This is a genomic window from Geodermatophilus sp. DSM 44513, from assembly GCF_032460525.1.
Classification (GTDB): domain Bacteria; phylum Actinomycetota; class Actinomycetes; order Mycobacteriales; family Geodermatophilaceae; genus Geodermatophilus.
In genome coordinates this window covers 1038589-1057237 of record NZ_CP135963.1, presented here as the reverse complement: position 1 = coordinate 1057237, position 18649 = coordinate 1038589, and the positions used below count along the sequence as shown (strand labels likewise).

The 18649-nt window shown below is 74.9% G+C and carries 18 protein-coding genes; 2 read left to right on the top strand and 16 right to left on the bottom strand.

Annotated elements, in window-relative coordinates:
- Positions 1-12 precede the first annotated feature (12 nt).
- Positions 13-2049: a transglycosylase domain-containing protein gene (locus tag RTG05_RS05075; protein WP_315912341.1), complete on the top strand. Its 2037-nt coding sequence runs from the start codon at positions 13-15 to the stop codon at positions 2047-2049.
- An 18-nt stretch (positions 2050-2067) separates the two neighbouring features.
- On the opposite strand, the gene RTG05_RS05070 is transcribed toward RTG05_RS05075, so the two are convergent.
- From RTG05_RS05070 to RTG05_RS05050, 5 genes are all read right to left on the bottom strand, one after another.
- Positions 2068-2571, bottom strand: coding sequence for an OsmC family protein (locus RTG05_RS05070; RefSeq protein ID WP_166527727.1), 504 nt, complete (start codon positions 2569-2571; stop codon positions 2068-2070).
- 79 nt (positions 2572-2650) lie between these two features.
- The gene (locus RTG05_RS05065; protein WP_166527726.1) at positions 2651-4501 is read right to left on the bottom strand and encodes an alkaline phosphatase D family protein; all 1851 of its coding nucleotides are present in this window, start codon (positions 4499-4501) and stop codon (positions 2651-2653) included.
- A gap of 91 nt (positions 4502-4592) precedes the next feature.
- Entirely contained in the window at positions 4593-6137 is a 1545-nt protein-coding gene (locus tag RTG05_RS05060; RefSeq protein ID WP_166527725.1) for an acetolactate synthase large subunit, read from the bottom strand.
- On the bottom strand, positions 6134-6454 hold the full coding sequence (locus RTG05_RS05055) for an EthD family reductase (RefSeq protein ID WP_208104801.1): 321 nt from the start codon (positions 6452-6454) through the stop codon (positions 6134-6136). Before RTG05_RS05055 ends, RTG05_RS05060 begins: the two co-directional genes overlap by 4 nt.
- A gap of 82 nt (positions 6455-6536) precedes the next feature.
- On the bottom strand, positions 6537-7475 hold the full coding sequence (locus RTG05_RS05050; RefSeq protein ID WP_166527724.1) for an NADP-dependent oxidoreductase: 939 nt from the start codon (positions 7473-7475) through the stop codon (positions 6537-6539).
- A gap of 113 nt (positions 7476-7588) precedes the next feature.
- Here RTG05_RS05050 and RTG05_RS05045 point away from each other — a divergent pair, with 113 nt between their 5' ends.
- Positions 7589-8299: a DUF4230 domain-containing protein gene (locus RTG05_RS05045; RefSeq protein WP_166527723.1), complete on the top strand. Its 711-nt coding sequence runs from the start codon at positions 7589-7591 to the stop codon at positions 8297-8299.
- 70 nt (positions 8300-8369) lie between these two features.
- Here RTG05_RS05045 and RTG05_RS05040 read toward each other — a convergent pair whose 3' ends face one another.
- The 11 genes from RTG05_RS05040 to RTG05_RS04990 all read right to left on the bottom strand — a co-directional run bounded on the left by RTG05_RS05040 (position 8370) and on the right by RTG05_RS04990 (position 18638).
- Entirely contained in the window at positions 8370-9569 is a 1200-nt protein-coding gene (locus tag RTG05_RS05040; protein WP_166527722.1) for an acyl-CoA dehydrogenase family protein, read from the bottom strand.
- Between the two features lie 242 nt (positions 9570-9811).
- Positions 9812-11044 carry a CoA transferase gene (locus RTG05_RS05035; RefSeq protein ID WP_166527721.1) on the bottom strand — a complete coding sequence of 411 codons (1233 nt, stop codon included), beginning with the start codon at positions 11042-11044 and terminating at the stop codon, positions 9812-9814.
- Positions 11045-11072: 28 nt separating this feature from the next.
- Complete coding sequence (locus tag RTG05_RS05030) at positions 11073-11849, bottom strand: enoyl-CoA hydratase/isomerase family protein (protein WP_166527720.1); 777 nt, start codon at positions 11847-11849, stop codon at positions 11073-11075.
- The gene (locus RTG05_RS05025) at positions 11846-13033 is read right to left on the bottom strand and encodes an acyl-CoA dehydrogenase family protein (protein ID WP_166527719.1); all 1188 of its coding nucleotides are present in this window, start codon (positions 13031-13033) and stop codon (positions 11846-11848) included. Before RTG05_RS05025 ends, RTG05_RS05030 begins: the two co-directional genes overlap by 4 nt.
- Positions 13030-13278, bottom strand: coding sequence for a hypothetical protein (locus RTG05_RS05020; protein WP_166527718.1), 249 nt, complete (start codon positions 13276-13278; stop codon positions 13030-13032). The genes RTG05_RS05025 and RTG05_RS05020 overlap by 4 nt, the downstream gene beginning before the upstream one ends.
- Entirely contained in the window at positions 13275-13730 is a 456-nt protein-coding gene (locus tag RTG05_RS05015) for a MaoC/PaaZ C-terminal domain-containing protein (protein ID WP_166527717.1), read from the bottom strand. The genes RTG05_RS05020 and RTG05_RS05015 overlap by 4 nt, the downstream gene beginning before the upstream one ends.
- 15 nt (positions 13731-13745) lie before the next feature.
- Positions 13746-14894, bottom strand: coding sequence for an acetyl-CoA acetyltransferase (locus RTG05_RS05010; protein WP_166527716.1), 1149 nt, complete (start codon positions 14892-14894; stop codon positions 13746-13748).
- On the bottom strand, positions 14887-15276 hold the full coding sequence (locus RTG05_RS05005) for a Zn-ribbon domain-containing OB-fold protein (protein ID WP_166527715.1): 390 nt from the start codon (positions 15274-15276) through the stop codon (positions 14887-14889). The genes RTG05_RS05010 and RTG05_RS05005 overlap by 8 nt, the downstream gene beginning before the upstream one ends.
- Positions 15269-16306: an alcohol dehydrogenase catalytic domain-containing protein gene (locus RTG05_RS05000; RefSeq protein ID WP_166527714.1), complete on the bottom strand. Its 1038-nt coding sequence runs from the start codon at positions 16304-16306 to the stop codon at positions 15269-15271. Before RTG05_RS05000 ends, RTG05_RS05005 begins: the two co-directional genes overlap by 8 nt.
- 5 nt (positions 16307-16311) lie before the next feature.
- Entirely contained in the window at positions 16312-17958 is a 1647-nt protein-coding gene (locus tag RTG05_RS04995; protein ID WP_166527713.1) for an AMP-binding protein, read from the bottom strand.
- On the bottom strand, positions 17955-18638 hold the full coding sequence (locus tag RTG05_RS04990) for an ABC transporter ATP-binding protein (protein ID WP_166527712.1): 684 nt from the start codon (positions 18636-18638) through the stop codon (positions 17955-17957). The genes RTG05_RS04995 and RTG05_RS04990 overlap by 4 nt, the downstream gene beginning before the upstream one ends.
- Positions 18639-18649 lie beyond the last annotated feature (11 nt).

The window sequence follows — 18649 nt, the reverse complement described above, 5'->3', positions numbered from 1 at the left end:
CAGCCCCGACCCGTGGCCCTCCGACAGCTCGTCCCGGCGGTGGTCGTGGCCGGGGTCCTGGTGGCCTGCTTCGTGCTGCCCTGGGTGGGCGGGGCCGGTCTGCTCGCCCGCGCGTCCGTCCCACCGGCCGGCGCGTTGCCCGCCGAGCTGACCGCCGCGCCGCCGGGCAACACCCGGGTGCTGGCCGCCGACGGGTCGCTGATCACCACCTTCCACACCGACGACCGGGTGCCGGTGACCAGCGACCAGGTCGCCGACGTCGTCGAGGAGGCCGTGGTCGCGGTGGAGGACGAGCGGTTCTTCGAGCACAACGGCCTGGACGTGCAGGGCACCCTGCGCGCGCTGCTCACCAACCTGGCTGCCGGCTCGGTGGAGCAGGGCGGGTCGAGCCTCACCCAGCAGCTGGTCAAGCAGAGCCTGTTGCAGGGCGCGGAGACCACCGGGCAGCGCACGGCGGCCACCGAGCGCAGCGTCGACCGCAAGCTGCGGGAGGCCCGGCTCGCGCTCGCGCTGGAGCGGACCGTCTCCAAGCAGGAGATCCTCACCCGGTACCTGAACACCGTCTACTTCGGCAACGGCGCCTACGGCATCCAGGCCGCGGCACGGCGCTGGTTCAGCGTGGACGCCGCCGACCTCACCCTCCCGCAGGCCGCCCTGCTGGCCGGCATGGTCCAGAACCCGGCCGCCCACGACCCGGTGGCCCGGCCCGCGGCCGCCCTCGCCCGTCGCGACGTCGTGCTGGGGCGGATGCACCGCACCGGGGCCATCGACGCCGCGGAACTGGCCAGCGCCCGGTCCCGGCCGCTCGACACCCGACCGGGGCCGGGGTCGCCTCGGGGCTGTGCCGGCGCCGTCGTCGGCGGGTTCTTCTGCGCCTACCTGGAGCAGTACCTCGCCCGCGAGCTGGGCATCGACCGTGCCCGGCTCGACCGCGGCGGCCTGACCGTCCGGACGACGCTGCGGGCCGACGTCCAGCTCGCCGGTGACGTCGCGGTGCGCCGGACCGTCCCGGAGGGCGACCCGTTGGCCGGGGTGTACACGGCCGTCCAGCCCGGCACCGGCCACGTGCTGGCGATGAGCGTCAACCGCCGCTACGGCTGCCCGGACGCCGGCTGCGAGTCGGTGCTGCTGCCCACCGCCCGCAGCCAGGGCGCCGGGTCCACCTACAAGGTGTTCACTGCTGCCGCGGCACTGGAACGGGGGATCCCGGCGTCCCACGTGATCACCGCCGACGATCCCTACGTCTCCCGGGTGTACCTGGACGACGGCGCGCCGTACACGGTGCGGGCGTACGCCGCCGCGGACATCCGGACGATGACCATGGAGCAGGCGCTGTACCGCTCGTCCAACCCCTACTTCATGGCGCTGCAGGACCAGCTCGGCAGCGTCGAGGGGCCGGTGCGGGTCGCCGAGCGGATGGGCCTGCACTTCACCGAGACCTCGGCCGACGCGCTCGTCGCGCAGGACCGGGGCTCGTTCACCCTCGGCGCGGAGCCGACCAGCCCGCTGGACCTGGCCACAGCGTTCGCGACCCTCGCGGCCGGGGGGACCCGGTGCGAGCCCACCCCGGTCGTCGCGGTGCTCGACCGCGACGGCCGGCCGCTGACCGGCCCGGGCGGGCGACCGCTCCCCACCGGCTCGATGTGCACACCGGCCGCGGTGGCACCGGCCGTGGCCGACACCCTGGCCCAGGTGCTGCGCACGGTCGTCGAACCAGGTGCGGACCCCATGCAGAGCGGCGCGGCGGCCTACGTCCCCGGCCATCAGATCGCCGGCAAGACCGGCACCTCCCAGGGAGGCTTCTCGGTCGCCTTCGCCGGCTTCACGCCCGCCTACTCCGCCAGCGTCATGGTGTTCGACCCCAAGCGGAACCAGGAGGTCCCCGGTGGGGGCGGCGACAAGGGCGCCACCATCTGGCACGACGCCATGGCACCGGTCCTCACCGGCGAGCCGGTGGTGCCCTTCCCGCCGGCCGACCCGGTGCTCAGCGGCCAGGTGCCGCCGCCGGACCGGGCGGCCGACCGGGCGTCGCGGGCGGGCGGCGACTGAGCGCTGCGCGCCGGGAGCTCAGGCGCGGCGGACGGTGATCTGCGGCGGCCGGGCGAGGGTCTGGGCGACCACGCAGTACCGCTCGGTGAGCTGGCCGAGCCGCCTGAGGGTGGCGTCGTCGGCGTCGGTGTCCAGCTCAGCGTCCACCGCGATGGAACCCAGGCCGACCGGGGTCTCCTTGGACACGCCGAGCGTGCCGCGGGCGTCCATCTCGCCGCGGGCGGTGAGCCGCGCCGAGCGGATCTCCACACCCATGGCGGTGGCCACGCTGCGCATGGTCACCCCGGCGCAGCCGAGCAGGGCCTGCAGCAGCATGTCGCCGGAGCAGGCGTCGGCGCCGTCCCCGCCCGTGGAGGGGTGCAGGCCGGCCCGCGTCGGGCCGGCCCAGGTCTGCACGGTGGCGGTGATGCCAGGGTCGCTGAAGGCGGCCTCGGCGTGCATCTCCGCGCACGCCGAGGACGGCTCGTCGCGGTAGCGCTGCTTGATCGGTGCCTGCACGTCCCGCAGGGCTGCGGCGTCCATCGAGGGCCTCCCGTGTCGTCGAGACCCCCATGCTGGCGGTCGCGGGCAGGGCCCGCCAGGTCGTGGCCGGGCCGGTGGCTCAGCGGTGGCCGTCGCGGCCCCGGCCCCAGTCCCGGCCGCGGTGCGTGCCGGCCGTGCGGGGCTCGTCCGCGCGCGGGCCAAGCTGCCCGACCGGCCCGGTGACCCGCCGGCTGCCCTTGACCGACTGGAAGGACGTCTCGTAGCCGACGGTGGCGGCCGGGTCCAGCCGCGGGTCGACCGCCAGGCCCTTGTCCCCGCCCACCCGGATGAACCACCAGTCGGTCTGCACGCGCTCGGGCGTCACGTCGATGACGGCGAAGCCGTGGCCGATGCCCTCGAGGTAGCGGATCCACGGGTTGGTGGCCTGGAAGGCCGCGGTCGCGGTCTGCGCGGCGGCGGCGCTGCCCAGCACCTCCTTGAACCCGTCGCTGGTGATCGACGGGCAGACGAACTCCACGCCGACCGACGAGCCGCCGTCGGTCCGGTAGCCGTCGGGGTCGGCCGGGAGGTCGTTGGCCCAGGAGGAGTGGATGTCGCCGCTGAGCACCACCGGGTCGGTGTCCCCGGAGCCGGCCATGGCGGCCAGCAGCTCGCCCTGGTCGTCCTGGTAGCCGTCCCACTGGTCGGTGTTGAACACCTGGCCGGGCAGCACCCCGGCGCGGGGGACGGCGTAGACGCGGGTGAACACCGTCTGGTTGCCGACCAGGTGCCACGCGGTGCCACCGCCGGTGATGCCGTCGACGAGCCAGTCCAGCTGCTCGGGCTCGGGCAGCACCCGGGCCGGGTCGGCCAGCGCCGGGTTGGGCGCGCCCCCGGCGGTCGCGGGCACCTGCTGGCTGCGGTTCTGCCGGGTGTCGATGACCGACAGCGCGGCCAGGTCGCCGAAGCGGAAGCGCCGGAAGAACTGGGTGCCGCGGTGCGGGTGCTCGCCCAGGTCGCCGGGCTCGCGGATCGGCATCCACTCCAGGTAGGCCCGGAACGCCCGCTGGCGGCGGGCGAGGAAGTCACCCTCGGGCAGCACGCCGGGCGGCTCCATCGGGCCGGTGTAGGCGGTGTCCGGGTCGTCGGCGGGCTCGTGGTTCTCCGCGCCGGTGTCGTACGCGTCGTTGGTGATCTCGTGGTCGTCGAAGATGGTCACCCACGGGTGCCGGAGGTGGGCGGCCTGCAGGTCCGGGTCGGCCTTGTACAGCGCGTGCCGGACCCGGTAGTCCTCGAGGCTGACGATCTCCACCGGCGGCTGGTGGTCGCGGACGCCGGCCAGCGCGTCCGGGCCGTAGCGGTCACCGGTGCGGGCGTCGCCGGTGCCGGCCCGCGGCTCGTTGCCGTACTCGTAGAGGTAGTCGCCCAGGTGCAGCACCAGGTCCAGGTCGTCGCGCTCGGCGATCCCGCGGTAGGCGGTGAACCACCCGCCGGTGTAGTTGCTGCAGGAGACGAAGGCCAGCCGCAGCGCGTGCGGGGTGCCCGGCTCGTCCGGCGAGGTCTGCGTGCGGCCCACCGGGGAGGTCTGGCCGAGGGCGGAGAAGCGGTAGAAGTAGCGGGTGTAGGGATCCAGCCGGTCGACGACGACCTTGACGGTGTGGTCGCGCTCGAGGCCGGTGCGCGTCGTCCCACGGCGGAGCACGTGCCGGAAGCCCTCGTCGGCGGCGAGCTCCCAGCGCACCGTCGTCGGCGCGCCGAGCCCGCTGCCCGGGACGGCGGCGGGGTCGGGGGTGACCCGGGTCCACAGCAGCACCGAGGTGCCGGTCGGGTCACCGCTGGCCACGCCGAAGCCGAACACCCCCGCGCGGGCGGTCTCGGCGACCGCCGCGCGGGCTGCCTCCGGGGACAGGCCACCGACCGCCAGCAGGGCCGCGGCCGCCCCGGCGCCCTGCAGCACGGACCGGCGGGAGACCTCGCGCGGAGTCGTCATGGCGGAGACGGTGACGGGTCCGGACGACGTCCGGCCGGTCCCCCGGTGAACGCCGGGCGACCCCGGGACGACGACCCCGCGCCGCCCCGGGTCAGCCGCGCAGGACCGCCTGGACCAGGTGCGGGCCGGGCGCGGCCAGCGCCTCGCGCAGCTGGTCGGCCAGCTCCCCGGCGGTCGTGGCGCGGGTCGCCGGCACGCCCATCCCGGTGGCCAGCGCGACGAAGTCCAGCGACGGGGTGCCCAGGTGCAGCAGCTCGCCGGCGCGCTTGCCGTCCTCGGCCGCGCCCACCCGGGACAGCTCGTGCTGCAGGATCGCGTAGGAGCCGTTGTCGTACAGCAGCACGGTGACGTCGAGCTGTTCGCGGGCCATCGTCCACAGCGCCTGGAGGGTGTACATCGCGCTGCCGTCGGCCTGCAGGGCGAGCACCGGCCGGTCCGGGCAGGCCACCGCGGCGCCGACGGCCATGGGCAGCCCGTCGCCGATCGCCCCGCCGGTCAGCGACAGCCAGTCGTGCCGCGGCGCCCCGGAGGTCAGCTCGGCCAGGCCCACGCCGGAGGTCAGCGCCTCGTCGATGACGACGGCCCGCTCGGGCAGCAGGGCGCCGACCACGGCCGACACCGCCCGCGGGGTCAGCTCGCCGGTCGGCAGCTCGGGCCGGGACGCCTCCAGCAGCTCCGGCTCGGCGTCCGGCGCGGCGGCCTCGGCCAGTGCCCGCACCGCGGTGGCGGCGTCCTCCCCGGGGGCGGCCAGCACGTGCACCGTGCAGTCCTCCGGCACCGGGGTGCCGGGCACGCCGGGGTAGCCGAAGAAGTGCACCGGCGAGGTGGCCCCCGCCAGCACCAGGTGGCGGGTGCCGGCCAGCGCGGCGATCGCCATCTCCGGCGGGTAGGGCAGCTTGGGCAGGTCGGGCAGTCCGGCGCCGCGCACCGTCCGGGCGGAGAAGGTCTCGGCCATCAGGCGGGTGCCGGTGGCCGCGGCGACCCGGCCGGCGGCCAGCAGCGCGTCCTCGCTGCCGACGGCGTCCCCGCCGAGGAACAGCACCACGGGCTCGCCGGAGCCCAGGACGGCGGCCACGTCGTCGACCACCGACGGCGCCACCTGCGGTGCGGGGCGCACCGGCGTGGGGTCGGCCGGCGCGGCGCCGTCGGACCAGGAGACGTCGGCGGGCAGCACCAGCGTGGCGATGCCGCGCCGCGCGGACGCAGCGACCGCCTCCGCGGCGTCGGCGGCGACGTCCTCGGGGGTCAGCGAGCGGCGCAGCCAGCCCGACACCGCACCGGCGATGCCGTCGAGGTCGGACTCCAGCGGGGCGTCCAGCCGCTTGTGCGAGCGGGCGTGGTCGCCGACCACGTTGACCAGGGGCGCCCGGCCCCGGCGGGCGTTGTGCAGGTTGGCCAGGCCGTTGGCCATCCCCGGGCCCAGGTGCAGCAGGGTGGCCGCGGGCCGCCCGGCCATCCGGGCGTACCCGTCGGCGGCGCCGGTGGCCACGCCCTCGAACAGGGTGAGGACGCCGCGCATCTCGGGGACGTCGTCCAGCGCGGCGACGAAGTGCATCTCCGAGGTGCCGGGGTTGGCGAAGCAGACGTCGACGCCCGCGCCGACGAGGGTCCGGATGAGTGCCTGGGCGCCGTTCACCGGGAGACCGGGACCTCGGTCACCTCGAAGTGCGTCATGGTCGCGCCGCCGGTGGCGAAGTTGGCGACGTCACCGGCCGCGGCCTTCCCCTCCGCGGACCCGAACGCCGCGCCCATCGCCTGCTCGGAGTCGAAGTCGAGCTCGGCCACCAGGTACGGCGTGGCCTGGGCGGGGTCCAGCGCCTGCGGGGAGCCGACGGTGTACCGGACCAGGCCGGGCATCCGCATGGCCAGCGGCGTGTGCGTGTCGCGGTAGTACGCGTCGAACGCAGCCGGGTCGTCGGGCTGCCCGTAGCTGACGACGAGCCTGTGCACCATCTGCTGGACCTCCGCACGCCGGGCCGGGCCGTGCTGCCCGGGACACCCCCACCCTGGCAGGTGCGGGGCCGCCCCCGCGACCTCAGAAGGTGAGCACCAGCCGCCCGCGGACGCCGCCGCGGGCGAGCAGCCGGTGCGCCTCGGCGGCGTCCTCGGCGGGCAGCGTCCGGGCGACCCGGAGGGTGAGCACGCCCTGCTCGGCCTGCTCGCGCAGCCGGTCGAGCGCCGCCCGGTCCTGCGCGACCCGCCGCACCAGCGTGGGGTGCACCGCGACCCGGCCCGACCCGTCGCCCCGGTAGCCGCGCACGGTGGCCACCGCCCCGCCGTCCCGCACGGCGGGGAGCACCAGCGCGTCCTGCACCGCGCCGTCGGCCAGCCCGTCGGCGCCGTCGGGGAACGCCTCCCGGATCCGCGCGGCGACGTCGTCCCCCCGCCGGACGACGACGTGGGCGCCCAGGTCGCGCACCAGCTGCTCGTCGGCCTCCGACGCGTCGGCGACCACGGTCAGCCCGTCGGCCCGCCCCAGCTGGACGGCGTAGCCGCCGAACGCCCCGGCTGCGCCGGTCACCGCCAGCACCTGGCCCGCCCGCAGGCCCATCAGGTCCAGCGCCAGGCGCGCGGTGAGCCCGTTCATCGGCAGGGTCGCGGCCTCGGCGTCCGTGCTGCCCTGCGGGGACCGGACCACCGACCCGACCGGCAGCACCAGGTCCTCCCGGTAGGCGCCGTGCGCGCCGGAGGGCACCACGATCGCCATGACCCGGTCGCCCACCCGCAGGTCGGTGTCGGTGTCCGGGCCGACCTCGGCGAGCACCCCGGCGGCGTCCATCCCGGGCACGTAGGGGAACTGCTGCACCGGGTCGCGCCCGGTGTAGGCGCCCTCGCGCAGGTGGGTGTCGGTGGGGCTCACCGCGGCCGCGGTGACCCGCACGCGCACCTGGCCCGGGCCCAGCGGCTCGGGCGGGACGTCGACGACGTGCAGGGCCTCCGGCCCCCCGAACGCGGTCACCCCGACGGCTCGCACCCCCCGAGCCTCGCCGACGCGCCGTCGCGCCGCCTCCCGGGAATGGCGCGGGACCGCCGGTCGCTGTACACCGGGAGCACCGCACGCCGACCCCGAGCCCTGAGAGGCCGCGCATGCCCACGCTGCTGCCGCCGCACCCCGTCCTCGGAGACCCCGCCCCGCGCCGCCGGCGGCGCGTCCGCCGCCGGCTGCTCGCGGCGGGCATCAGTCTGGCCGTGCTGGTGCCGGCCGGGTTCCAGGTGGCCGACCGGGTGGCCGGGTGGGTGCCCGAGCCGCCGGGGCAGGACGTCGTCGTCGACAGCACCCCGCCGCTGCTCCTGGCCCTGGAGGACCTCGCGGAGTACCACGCGGCCACCGGCACCTTCCAGGTCGTCGTCGAGCGCGAGGTCGACACCCGGTACGTGCCGTCGCTGCTCAGCGGTGAGCGGGTGAGCTTCCTGGCCACCGGCACCGCCGACGCCTACGTCGACCTCTCCGAGCTGGACGCCGGCCGGGTGACCCTCTCCCCCGACGGGACGTCGGCCACCTTCGAGCTGCCCGCCCCGCGGGTGGACGAGCCGCGCATCGACCCGGCCGAGAGCCGGGTGCTGGACCGTGACCGCGGGCTGGTGGAGCGGGTCGGTGACGCCCTGGGGGACAACCCGGTCGACGACGGCGAGCTCTACGCGCTGGCCGAGGACCAGCTGGCCGCCGCGGCCGCCGCGAGTGACCTGCGGCAGCGGGCCGAGGACAACACCCGGGGGATGCTCACCGGCCTGGCGCGGTCCCTCGGCGTGCAGCAGGTCGAGGTGACCTTCGAGGAGCCCGCCGACAGCGCCGGCTGAGGCCGCTGCCCGCGCGCTCGTGCTCTGCCCACCACGGTGGGCAGCGCACGAGCACCGTGCACCCGCACCCTCAGCGCTTGAGGGCGTACTCCTTGAGCAGCCCGCGGCTGATGATCGTCTTCTGGATCTCGCTGGTGCCCTCGCCGATGAGCAGGAACGGTGCCTCGCGCATCAGCCGCTCGATCTCGTACTCCTTGGAGTACCCATAGCCGCCGTGGATCCGGAAGGAGGCGGTGGTCACCTCCGCGCAGTACTCACTGGCCAGCAGCTTGGCCATGCCGGCCTCGACGTCGTTGCGCGCACCGGCGTCCTTGAGCCGCGCGGCCTTGACCATCATCGCGTGCGCGGCCTCGACCTTGGTCGCCATCTCCGCCAGCTGGAAGGCGATCGCCTGGTGCTCGGCGATCGGCTTGCCGAAGGTCTCCCGCTGCTGGGCGTAGGCGATGGCCAGCTCGAAGGCGCGGATGGAGATGCCGCACGCCCGGGCGGCGACGTTCACCCGCCCGACCTCGACGCCGTCCATCATCTGCGCGAACCCGCGGCCCGGCGTCCCACCCAGCACGTCGTCGGCGGAGGCCCGGTAGCCGTCGAACACCAGCTCGGTGGTGTCCACGCCCTTGTAGCCCATCTTGTCGATCTTGCCGGGGATGGTGAGGCCCGGGACGACCTCGCCGAAGCCGGCCGGCTTCTCCACCAGGAAGGTGGTCAGGTTCTGGTGGGCCTTGGGCGCCCCCAGGTCGGTGCGCACCAGCGCGGCGACCAGCGTGGAGCTCGCCCCGTTGGTCAGCCACATCTTCTGCCCGTCGACGACGTACCCGCCGTCGTCCTGCGGCACCGCCCTGGTGCGGATGCCGGCGACGTCGGAGCCCAGCCCCGGCTCGGACATGGAGAACGCCCCGCGCAGCTCGCCGGCGGCCATCCGCGGCAGCAGCCGCTCCTTCTGCTCCGGCGTGCCGTGCTGCATGACCATGTAGGCCACGATGAAGTGGGTGTTGATCACCCCCGACACGCTCATCCAGCCCCGGGCGATCTCCTCGACCACCAGCGCGTAGGTCAGCAGCGACTCGCCCAGGCCGCCGTGCTCCTCGGGGATCGTCAACCCGAAGATGCCCAGGTCCTTGAGGCCCTCGACGATGTCGGTCGGGTACGCGTCGGCGTGCTCCAACTCCTGGGCGTGCGGGATGATCTCCTTGTCGACGAAGGTCCTGACCGTCGCGAGGATCTCCTGCTGGACGTCGGTCAGGTCGGCGGTCTGCGCCAGGCGGGTCATCGCACGCTCCTCGGGGACTCCGGTGTCCGGGGTTACCGGCGAGTATGGGCCACCGGCCGGATCCTCCGGCCGCGCAGGTCCGGGTCTCGCCTCCCGCCCGGCGGGAGGGCGCGAGCCGGAGTCCTGCGTGCGCCGCCTCGTTCTGATCCGGGGACAGCCGCAGCGAGGTGGTGTCCATGGCCTCGCGCACGTCTGCTCCTCCTCGCGCCTGCCGGGCACGGACGCCGACCGGTTCTCGTCGGTCACCCGGTCCCCCGGTCCGCGAGACGGATGACGTCGTCGTCGAGCAGTCGGCCGAGCTCGGCGTCGGTCAACCCGAGGAGCGAGGACAGCACCTCCGCCGTGTCGGCCCCGAGGCGGGGAGCGGCCTGCGGCGGCAGGCTGCCCTCCGGCCAGCGCAGCGGCGAGCCGGCAGCCAGCATCCGGCCGATGCCGGGCTGGTCGACGTGCCGCACGACCGGGTCCTCGTCCGAGGCGTACTTGGCGGCGGCCTGGCGGAGGGTGCGGTAGGGACTCCACAGCACCCGGGCGACGTCGAGCCGGCCGGCCAGCTCGGCGAGCGTCCGGGTGGCGAACCACGGACGCAGCACCGCGGCGATCGTCTCGCGCAGCCGGTACCGCTCGGACTCGCTGTCGAGGTCGGCGTCCAGCGCGACCGCCAGCGCCCGGAACACCTCCTCGGTGGAGGTCACCCGGCACAGCGCGTGCCACTGCTTCTCGGTGAGCGCCACCACCATCACACGCTGACCGTCGGCCGTCGTGAAATCGGTGCCGAAGCTGCCGTGGACGTGGTTGCCGAGCCGCGGCCGGTCCCGGCCGGTCAGCTCGGCGTCCGCCAGCCACCCCAGGTTGGCGACCCCGGCCGTCGCCACGTCGGCCAGCGCGATCTGCAGGTGGGCACCGCGGCCGGTGACCGACCGCTCGTGGACCGCCGACAGGAGCCCCACCGCCGCGGTGGCGCCGGTGAGCAGGTCCCACGCGGGCAGCACGTGGTTGACCGGCGCCTCCATGGACTCCGGCCCGGTGAGGTGGGGCACGCCGACCTCGGCGTTCACCGTGTAGTCGACGGCCGGCCGCCCGTCCCGGTGGCCCTGCACGCGGACGTGGACCAAGTCGGCGCGCCGGGCCGAGAGCACCTCATAGGACAACCACGACCGGCCCACGGCGTTGTCGAGGAAGATCCCGCTGCCCGCGGTGGCCAGCGCCGCCACCAGTTCCCGTCCAGCCGCCGACCGGACGTCGACCGCGACCGAGCGCTTGCCCTTGTTCAACGACGCCCAGTAGAGGCTCGCGCCGTTGGCCGCCAGGGGCCAGCGGAGGTGGTCGTTGCCGCCGCCCAGCGGGTCGATGCGGACGACCAGCGCGCCGAGCTGGGCCAGCCCCATCCCCGCGGACGGCCCCGCGACGAACGACGCGAACTCCACGACGGACAGATCGGCCAGCGGCCGGCCGACGGCCGGGTCCGACCCGGTCATCGGGTGCACCTCCTGCCGGTCAGCGCCGTCACCGGAACCGGGGCGGTCGCTTGTCGAGGAACGTCTGCCGTCCCTCGGCGACGTCGGGACTGTGACCGTTGAGGGCGACGTGGACGTGCTCCTCGTCGAGGAAGCTGTCGAGCGACAGCTGGGGCGCCCGGCAGAGCAGCGCCTTGGTCAGCTGAACCGCATCCGCCGGCCCGGCGGCGAGCCCGCGGGCCAGTTCCAGGGCCTGCTCCCCGGCCTCGCCCGGCTCCACGACCCGGTTGACCAGACCCAGCTCCTGCGCCCGGACCGCCGGTAGGCGGGCGCCGACGAGCAGCAGCTCCGCGGCGCGCTGGTGTCCGACGTGCCGGGACAGCGACCACGCCAGGCCGGCGTCGGCGACGAGGGCGCGCTGGGCGAACGGGGCGAGGAAGAACGCCTCACGGCTGGCCACGACCAGGTCGCAGGCGAGCACCAGCCCCCAGGCGGCGCCAATGGCGAACCCCTCCACCGCGGCTACCACCGGCGCACGGCACCCCGTCAACGCACGGACGACGCGGTGCGCCAGCCGGACGCGGGCTGCGGGCCCGGTCACCCCGCTCCCCTGCCGGGATCCCATCGAGGTCACGTCGCCGCCGGCGGAGAACCACCGGTCCCCGCCGGTGAGCACCACGGCGCGGACGTCGTCTCGGTCGAGCTCGGCCACGAGGCGTCCCAGCGACTCCCAGGCGTCCCAGTCCAGGGCGTTGCGGGCCTGCGGCCGGTCGATGGTGACGACGGCGACCCCGTCGTCACCGACCCGGCCGTGCACCCCGGTCACGGCGCGCCTGCCGGGCGCTGCGCGAACCGTCGGCCGGTCACCTGCTCGGCGATGATGTTCCGCAGGACCTCCGACGTGCCGCCGGCCAGCGCCATGCCGCGGACGTCGCGGAAGTACCGCTCGACGGGCACGTCCCGGGTGTAGCCGCGGTGGCCGTGCAGCTGGATCGCCTCGTTCGTGACGAACTGCGCCGCCTCGTTCGCGACGAGCTTGGCCACCGCCGTGTGCCGCAGCGCCGGGAAACCGTCCTCGGTCGAGACCGCGGCCCGCCACAGCGCCAGCCGGGCGGTCTCGAGGCGGACCGCCATGTCGGCGAGCTTCCACTGCAGGCCCTGGAACTCGACGATCGGGCGGCCGAACTGTTCCCGCTGGGCGGTGTAGGCGACCGAGTCCTCCAGCGCGGCTCGCGCCACCCCGAGGCACATCGCCGCGTTGCCGCACCGCTCGGGGTTGAACTGGCGCAGCAGGAGCCGGGCGCCGGCCGTCGAGTCCGGGTCCGGTGGGACCACGACCTGGGCGCCGTCGATCTCGACGCCCTCGAAGCGGAGGGTGGCCTCGGCGACGCCGCGGCTGCCCATCTTCGGCGACGTCTCGACGACGTCGAAGCCCGGCTGCCCGCGCTCCACCACGACCGCACCGATGCCGCGGGCGCCCGACGAGCCGGCCGCCCGGCAGAAAACCAGCAGCGTGTCGGCGCGGTCTCCCCCCGTGATGTAGCACTTGGTCCCGGTCAGCCGCAGCACGCCGTCCGCGCCGCGGGTCAGCCGGGTGACGAGCTCGGTGCCACTGGAGCCTGCGCCGGGCTCGGTCATCGCGATCGCGAAGTACCGCTCGCCCCGGCCGACGCCGGGCAGCAGCCGGGCCTGCTGCTCGGCGGTGCCCACGACGGCCAGCGCCCGGGGCGGGCCGTTGAGGAACATCTGGGCCACGATCGCCGTGGCCATGCAGCCGGCCGCGATCTCCTCCAGCACCAGGCAGGCCTCGAACACCCCCTTGCCGTGGCCGCCGTGCTCGACCGGCACGGTCAGTCCCAGCAGGCCCGACGACCGCAGGACGTCGAGCGAGGCCTCCGGGAAGACCTCGTCCTCGTCCCACCGCCGGGCCAGGGGGCGGACGGCATCCGCGACCTGGCGGGCCCGCTCCTGCAGGTCGCGGTGCTCGTCGTCGAGGTCGAAGCCGATCACGTGAACCGCCCGCCGGTGACCTGGAGGACCCTAGCGGTGAGGTGGCCGGAGGGATCGCAGGTGAGGACCACCTCGTCGACCGAGCTCGACTCCCGGCAGGCGGCCACCGCGGCCCTGGCGACGGCGGCCTGCGCCGCGTCGGCGTCCGGATCGGCGGCCACGACGCGGGCACCGTGCTCGGCGAGCGGCCGGCTGGTGCTCCGCGCACCGCCGCCGACCGCGTCGCGACCCTCGGGCAGCCTCACGCCGTCACGTCCGGCGCCATCTTGATCATCATGCCGACGTCGCCGGTCTGCACCACCTCGTCACGCTGGTTGACCAGCGTGAACCGGCGCCCCACGATCCCGCGGTCCCCGCTGCTCGTGACGCGCTTGGACAGGATCTCCATCTCCCCGCGCAGGGTGTCGCCGAGGAAGATCGGGCTCGCGAAGGCCCACCGCTCGATGTCGAGCATCGCGAGCGCCGACTCGCTGAACCACCCGGCACGCTCCAGCAGACCGGTCAGCATCGACAGACCGAACAGCCCGTGCACGACGCGCTGCCCGTAGAAGGTGCTGCGGGCGAACTCCGCGTCGCTGTGGATGGCCGCCCAGTCACCGGACACCATGGAGAACGTCACCAGGTCCGTCTCGGTGACCGTCCGCGCCGGCGTGCGGAGCACCTGGCCGACCTCGAGGTCGTCGTAGAACAGGCTCACTGCAGATCCTCCCTGTCACTGGGTGGCGGAGGTGCCGAAGATGGCGGTCACCTGGCTGGACAGGACGCCACCGTTGCCGTGGACGAGGGCCACGTCACCGGGTACCTGCCGCTCCCCCGCCTCGCCACGGAGCTGCCGCACCGCCTCGATCAACGCGAAGATCCCGTACATGCCGGGGTGGCAGCAGGACAGGCCCCCGCCGTTGGTGTTCACCGGCAGCCCGCCCCCGGGCGCGATGGCGCCGGAGGCGACGAGCTCACCGCCCTCGCCCTTCGCGCAGAAACCGAGGTCCTCCAGGAAGAGGATCGGGTTGATGGTGAAGGCGTCGTAGAGCTCGAGCAGGTCGACGTCCGACGGCGAGAGCCCGGCCTGCTCATAGGCCCGGCGGCCGGAGTCCACGGCCGCGGTGACCGTGAGGTCCGGCATGTGGGTGATGTTCCGGTGCCACTGCGCCTCGCCGTACCCCAGCAGGTGCACCGGGGGCCGGCGCAGGTCGGCGGCCCGTTCCGTCGACGTGACGAGCAGTGCGCCGCCTCCGTCGGTGACCAGGCAGCAGTCGCGCACGGTCAGCGGCGAGGACACCGTCCTCGACGAGAGCACCTCGTCCACGGTCAGCGGGTCGCGGGCGAACGCCGCCGGGTTCAGCTGCGCCCACTGCCGGGCCGCCACGGCGACCGCGGCCAGCTGCTCGCGGGTGGTGCCGAACTCGTACATGTGCCGGGCGGCGGCCAGCGCGTAGGAGGTCACCGGGTACCGGGGCCGGTACGGGCGCTCGTGCGGCGACGCCTCGGACTGGGAGACCAGCCGGCCCGAGTCCGACCGCTGGGTGCTGCCGTAGACGACGAGCGCGACGTCGCACAGCCCGGCGGCGATGGCGGCCGCCGCGTGGCCCACGTGGGCCACGAACGAGCTCCCGCCGAGCGCCGTGCTGTCGGTGTAGCGCGGCCGGAGCCCGAGGTACTCGCCGGTGTTCAGCGCCGGGAGCTGGTAGTACGCCGAGGCCGTGAACAGGCCGTCGACGTCAGACATCGCCAGCCCCGCGTCGTCGAGCGCCACCCGGGTCGCGCGGGCCACCAGGTCCAGCGGCGTGCTGCCCGGCACCGCCAGGCCGATGCCGTCCTCGCCGACGCCGACGACCGCCGCGCGGCTCCGCAGCTCACCCATCCCGCACCCCGTCGAGGACGGCGACCAGCCGCGGCTCGCCCGTGGCGTCGTCCGCCGGCCGGGCCGTCAGCCGCACCCGCGAACCGATCGGTGCGGTCGTCCCGGCCACCGCACTCATCGCCCGGAAGCCCTCGTCCAGGTCCACGAGGACGACGGTGTAGGGGTCTTCGTCCCGAGGGGTGAGCGTGCTGGCCGAGTAGACCGTGCCCGCGCCCTCGCTGGGCTGCCAGGCCAGCACGTCGGCGCTGCAGACCGGGCACAGCACCCGCGGCGGGAAGACCGCCGCGCTGCACTGCTCGCACCGCTGGTAGACCAGCCGGCCCTCGCGCAGGGCGTCCAGGTACTGACGGGTGGGGCCGATCTCCCCGGTCGGGTCAGCCACCGGCCACCGCCAGGACGGAGCGGCCGCTGCCGCGTCCCGCTTCCATGTCCTCGTGCACTCCACGGGCGTCGGAGAGCAGCACGACGTCGGTCACCTCGGCCGTCAGCTCCCCGCTCGCCACGGCGTCGAGCAGCGCGGTCATCTCGCCAGTGGTGCAGGACTTGGTCCCGAGCAGGGCGACCTCCTTGAGGATCAGGTACGCGGGCGGGATCGAGACCTCCTTGCCCTCGACGTTGCCCACGACGACGATCCGGCCACCGGGCCGGACGGCGTGCAGGGACTCGCGGAGGGTGGGCGCGCCGACGACGTCGGCCACCAGGTCCACCTGGCGGCCCAGCCGGCCGCGGAGCTCCCGGGCGAAGGTGCGCGTCGGTGACACCAGGACGTGGTCGGCACCGGCCTCCTCGACCGGCCGCGCCTTCTCCTCGCTCGACACGATGCCGACGACCGTCGCGCCGAGCATGCGCGCGATGCGGACGGCGTGGACGCCGACCCCGCCGCTGGCACCCGTGATCGCCACGGTCTCACCGGCCTGGAGCGCGCCGCGGGTGGCGATGGCGTGGTAAGCGGTGCCCAGGGTGCAGGTGGCGATGGCCGCCTCGGGCAGCGACACGGCGTCCGGCAACGGCACGGTCACCCGGGCCTCGACGGCGACGAACTGGGCGTACCCGCCGTCGCGGTCCTCCCCGAGGAACTGCGGCCGGGTCCGGACGCAGAGGGCGTCGTTGCCGGCCTGACAGCTCGGGCAGGCGCCGCAGCCGGTGTAGATCATCGTCATGACCCGGTCGCCGACGGCGAACCCCTCGACCTCTGGGCCGACCTCGACCACCCGGCCACTCACCTGGTGCCCGAGCGTCAACGGCAGCGAGATTGCCGGGAACGCCCCGGCGCGGGTGAGCAGGTCGTGGCGGCAGATCCCGCAGTAGGCGACCTCGATCACCAGCTGCCCGAGCTCGGGGGTCGGGAGGGGGACCCGTTCCTCGACCAGCACCTCGGGTCCGCCGAACGCGTGCATACGGATGGCGCGCATCGACGTCACCGCGACACCTCCTGGTCGAGCACCGCGGCCGCCGTCTCCCGCAGGCGCACGCGCTGGATCTTGTCGCCGTTGGCGCTCCGGGTCGTCGGGAACCCGTCCACGACGAGGATCCGGCGCGGCACCTTGAACCTGGCCAACTCGGCGCGGCAGGAGGCGATGAGCTCCTCCTCGGCGAGGGCGTGGGACCTGTCGCCCACCACGAACCCGACGGCGACGTCGCCCTCCGGCCGGCGCACGCCGACCACCTGCGCCGTCCCGACACCGGGCAGGGTCTCCAGGTAGGACTCGATCTCCACGGGCGCGACCAGGTAGCCACCCAGCCGCAGCGCGTCACCCAGCCGGGCGAGGTAGACCATGTCCCGACCCGGCCGCAGCCGCCCGAGGTCGCCGGTCCGGAAGTACCCGTCGTCGGTGCGACTCGCGGCGGTGGCGTCGGGCTGGTGGAGGTAGCCCCCGCTCACGTTCGGCCCAGCGATCTCGATCTCGCCCTCGCCCCCGCCCTCGGCCACGAGCTCACCGGTCGTGGTGTCGCGGATCCGCACCGAGATCCCGGGGTGCACCGGCACGCCGCCGCCGAGGCTGCGCCGCTCGACGTCCGCGCCGGGCGGCGGGTAGCACATCAGCGCCTGCACCTCGCTGGATCCGTAGGTCTGGAAGAACGTCATCCCGCGGGCCTCGGCGGCGGTGACGAGGGCGTGCGGGTCGCCGCCGAAGCTCGCGAAGGCCGCCTCCCGCAGGGAGCCGATGCGCTCGGGCGGATCGCCGGCCGCCAGGATCCGGCGCAGCATCTCGTCGGCACCGGTGGTGTGCGTGACCCGGTGCCGCTCGATCAGCCCGGTCGCCTCCTGCCCGTCGAACAACGCCTGGACGACGAGCGGGCGACCTGCCGCCAGGGCCGCGATGAGCGTGTTGAACCCGAAGACGCCGGCGAACGGCAGCATGCCCAGCACCACGGCGTCGGGCGCCCGGTAGCCGAAGGCGTCCGCCACCGCGTGCGCGTGCCCGACCAGCGCCCGGTGGACGTGGCCCACGAGCTTGGGGGCGGACGTGGTGCCCGAGGACGTGAAGGTGTTGACCAGCAGGTCGGGCGCGGCTGCCGACTGCTCGTGCCGGCCGGACCCGAACAGCTCCGCGTACGGGCGGGCCAGGGAACGGATCCCCGGCGGGACCCGGTCGGGGTCCACGGGATCACCGACGAGCAGCACGTGACGCAGCCAGCCGGGCGGGTCCTCCGCGAGGTGGCCCAGCACGTCCAGGAAGTCGATCCCGTGGAAGGACGGCCAGAGCGCCAGCACGTCGGCCCGGCCCTGTCGCAGCAACTGGCCGACGTCGTGCGAGCGCAGCTTGGTGTTCACGCTCAGGACGACGGCGCCCAGGCGTGCGGCGGCGAACTGCAGCTCCACCCACGCGGTGCCGTTGGGCAGCCAGGCGGCCACCACGTCACCTCGCCGGACACCGAGCGTGGCCAGCCCGGCGGCCAGCCGCCGCGACCTGTCGTCGAGCTCGGCGAAGGACGTCGCGCGGTCCCCATCGACCAGGCAGGTCACGGCGCCGTGCTCGGCGGCGAGCCACTCCAGCATCGCGGGGAAGGTCGCCTCGTGCGGGACCTCGCCGGCCGCACCGCTGCGCACCGCCGTGCTCACAGCAGCTGCCAGATGCGGTCCGCAGTCACCTCGGCCACGGGCTCGTCGAGTTGCACGAGGCCCTGGTTGATGACGACCACCCGCCGCGCCACCTGCAGCACCTTCTCGATGTTCTGCTCCACCAGCACCACGGTGATGCCGAGCTCCGTGTTCACGTGCGTGGCGACCTCCATGACCCGCGCAACCAGGTTCGGCTGCAGCCCCACCGAAGGCTCGTCGAGCATCAGCAGGCGCGGGCTGGACATGAGCGCGATCGAGATGGCGACCATCTGCCGCTGCCCGCCGCTCATCGTGCCGACCAGCTGTGCCCGCCGCTCCCGCATGACCGGGAAGAGCTCGTGGATCTCGTCCAGGCCGATCCGGCCGTCCGCGCGGGCACCGAAGGCGAGGTTGTCGGCGACGGAGAGGTTCTCGAAGTAGCCACGCTGCTGCGGGACCAGGCTCACCCCCTTCCGCACGATCTGCGGTGTCGCGGTGCGGGTGATGTCGTCCTCCCCGAGCCAGATCCGGCCGCGGCGCGCCGGCACCAGGCCGAGGACGGTGCGCAGCAGCGTGCTCTTGCCGGCGCCGTTGTGCCCGAGCACGGCGATGAACTCCCCTTCCGCCACGTCCAGGGAGATGCCGCGCAGCACCGGCTGGCCGGCCACCTCGGCGTGCACGTCGGCGAGACGCAGCAGCACGGGCGTGGCGG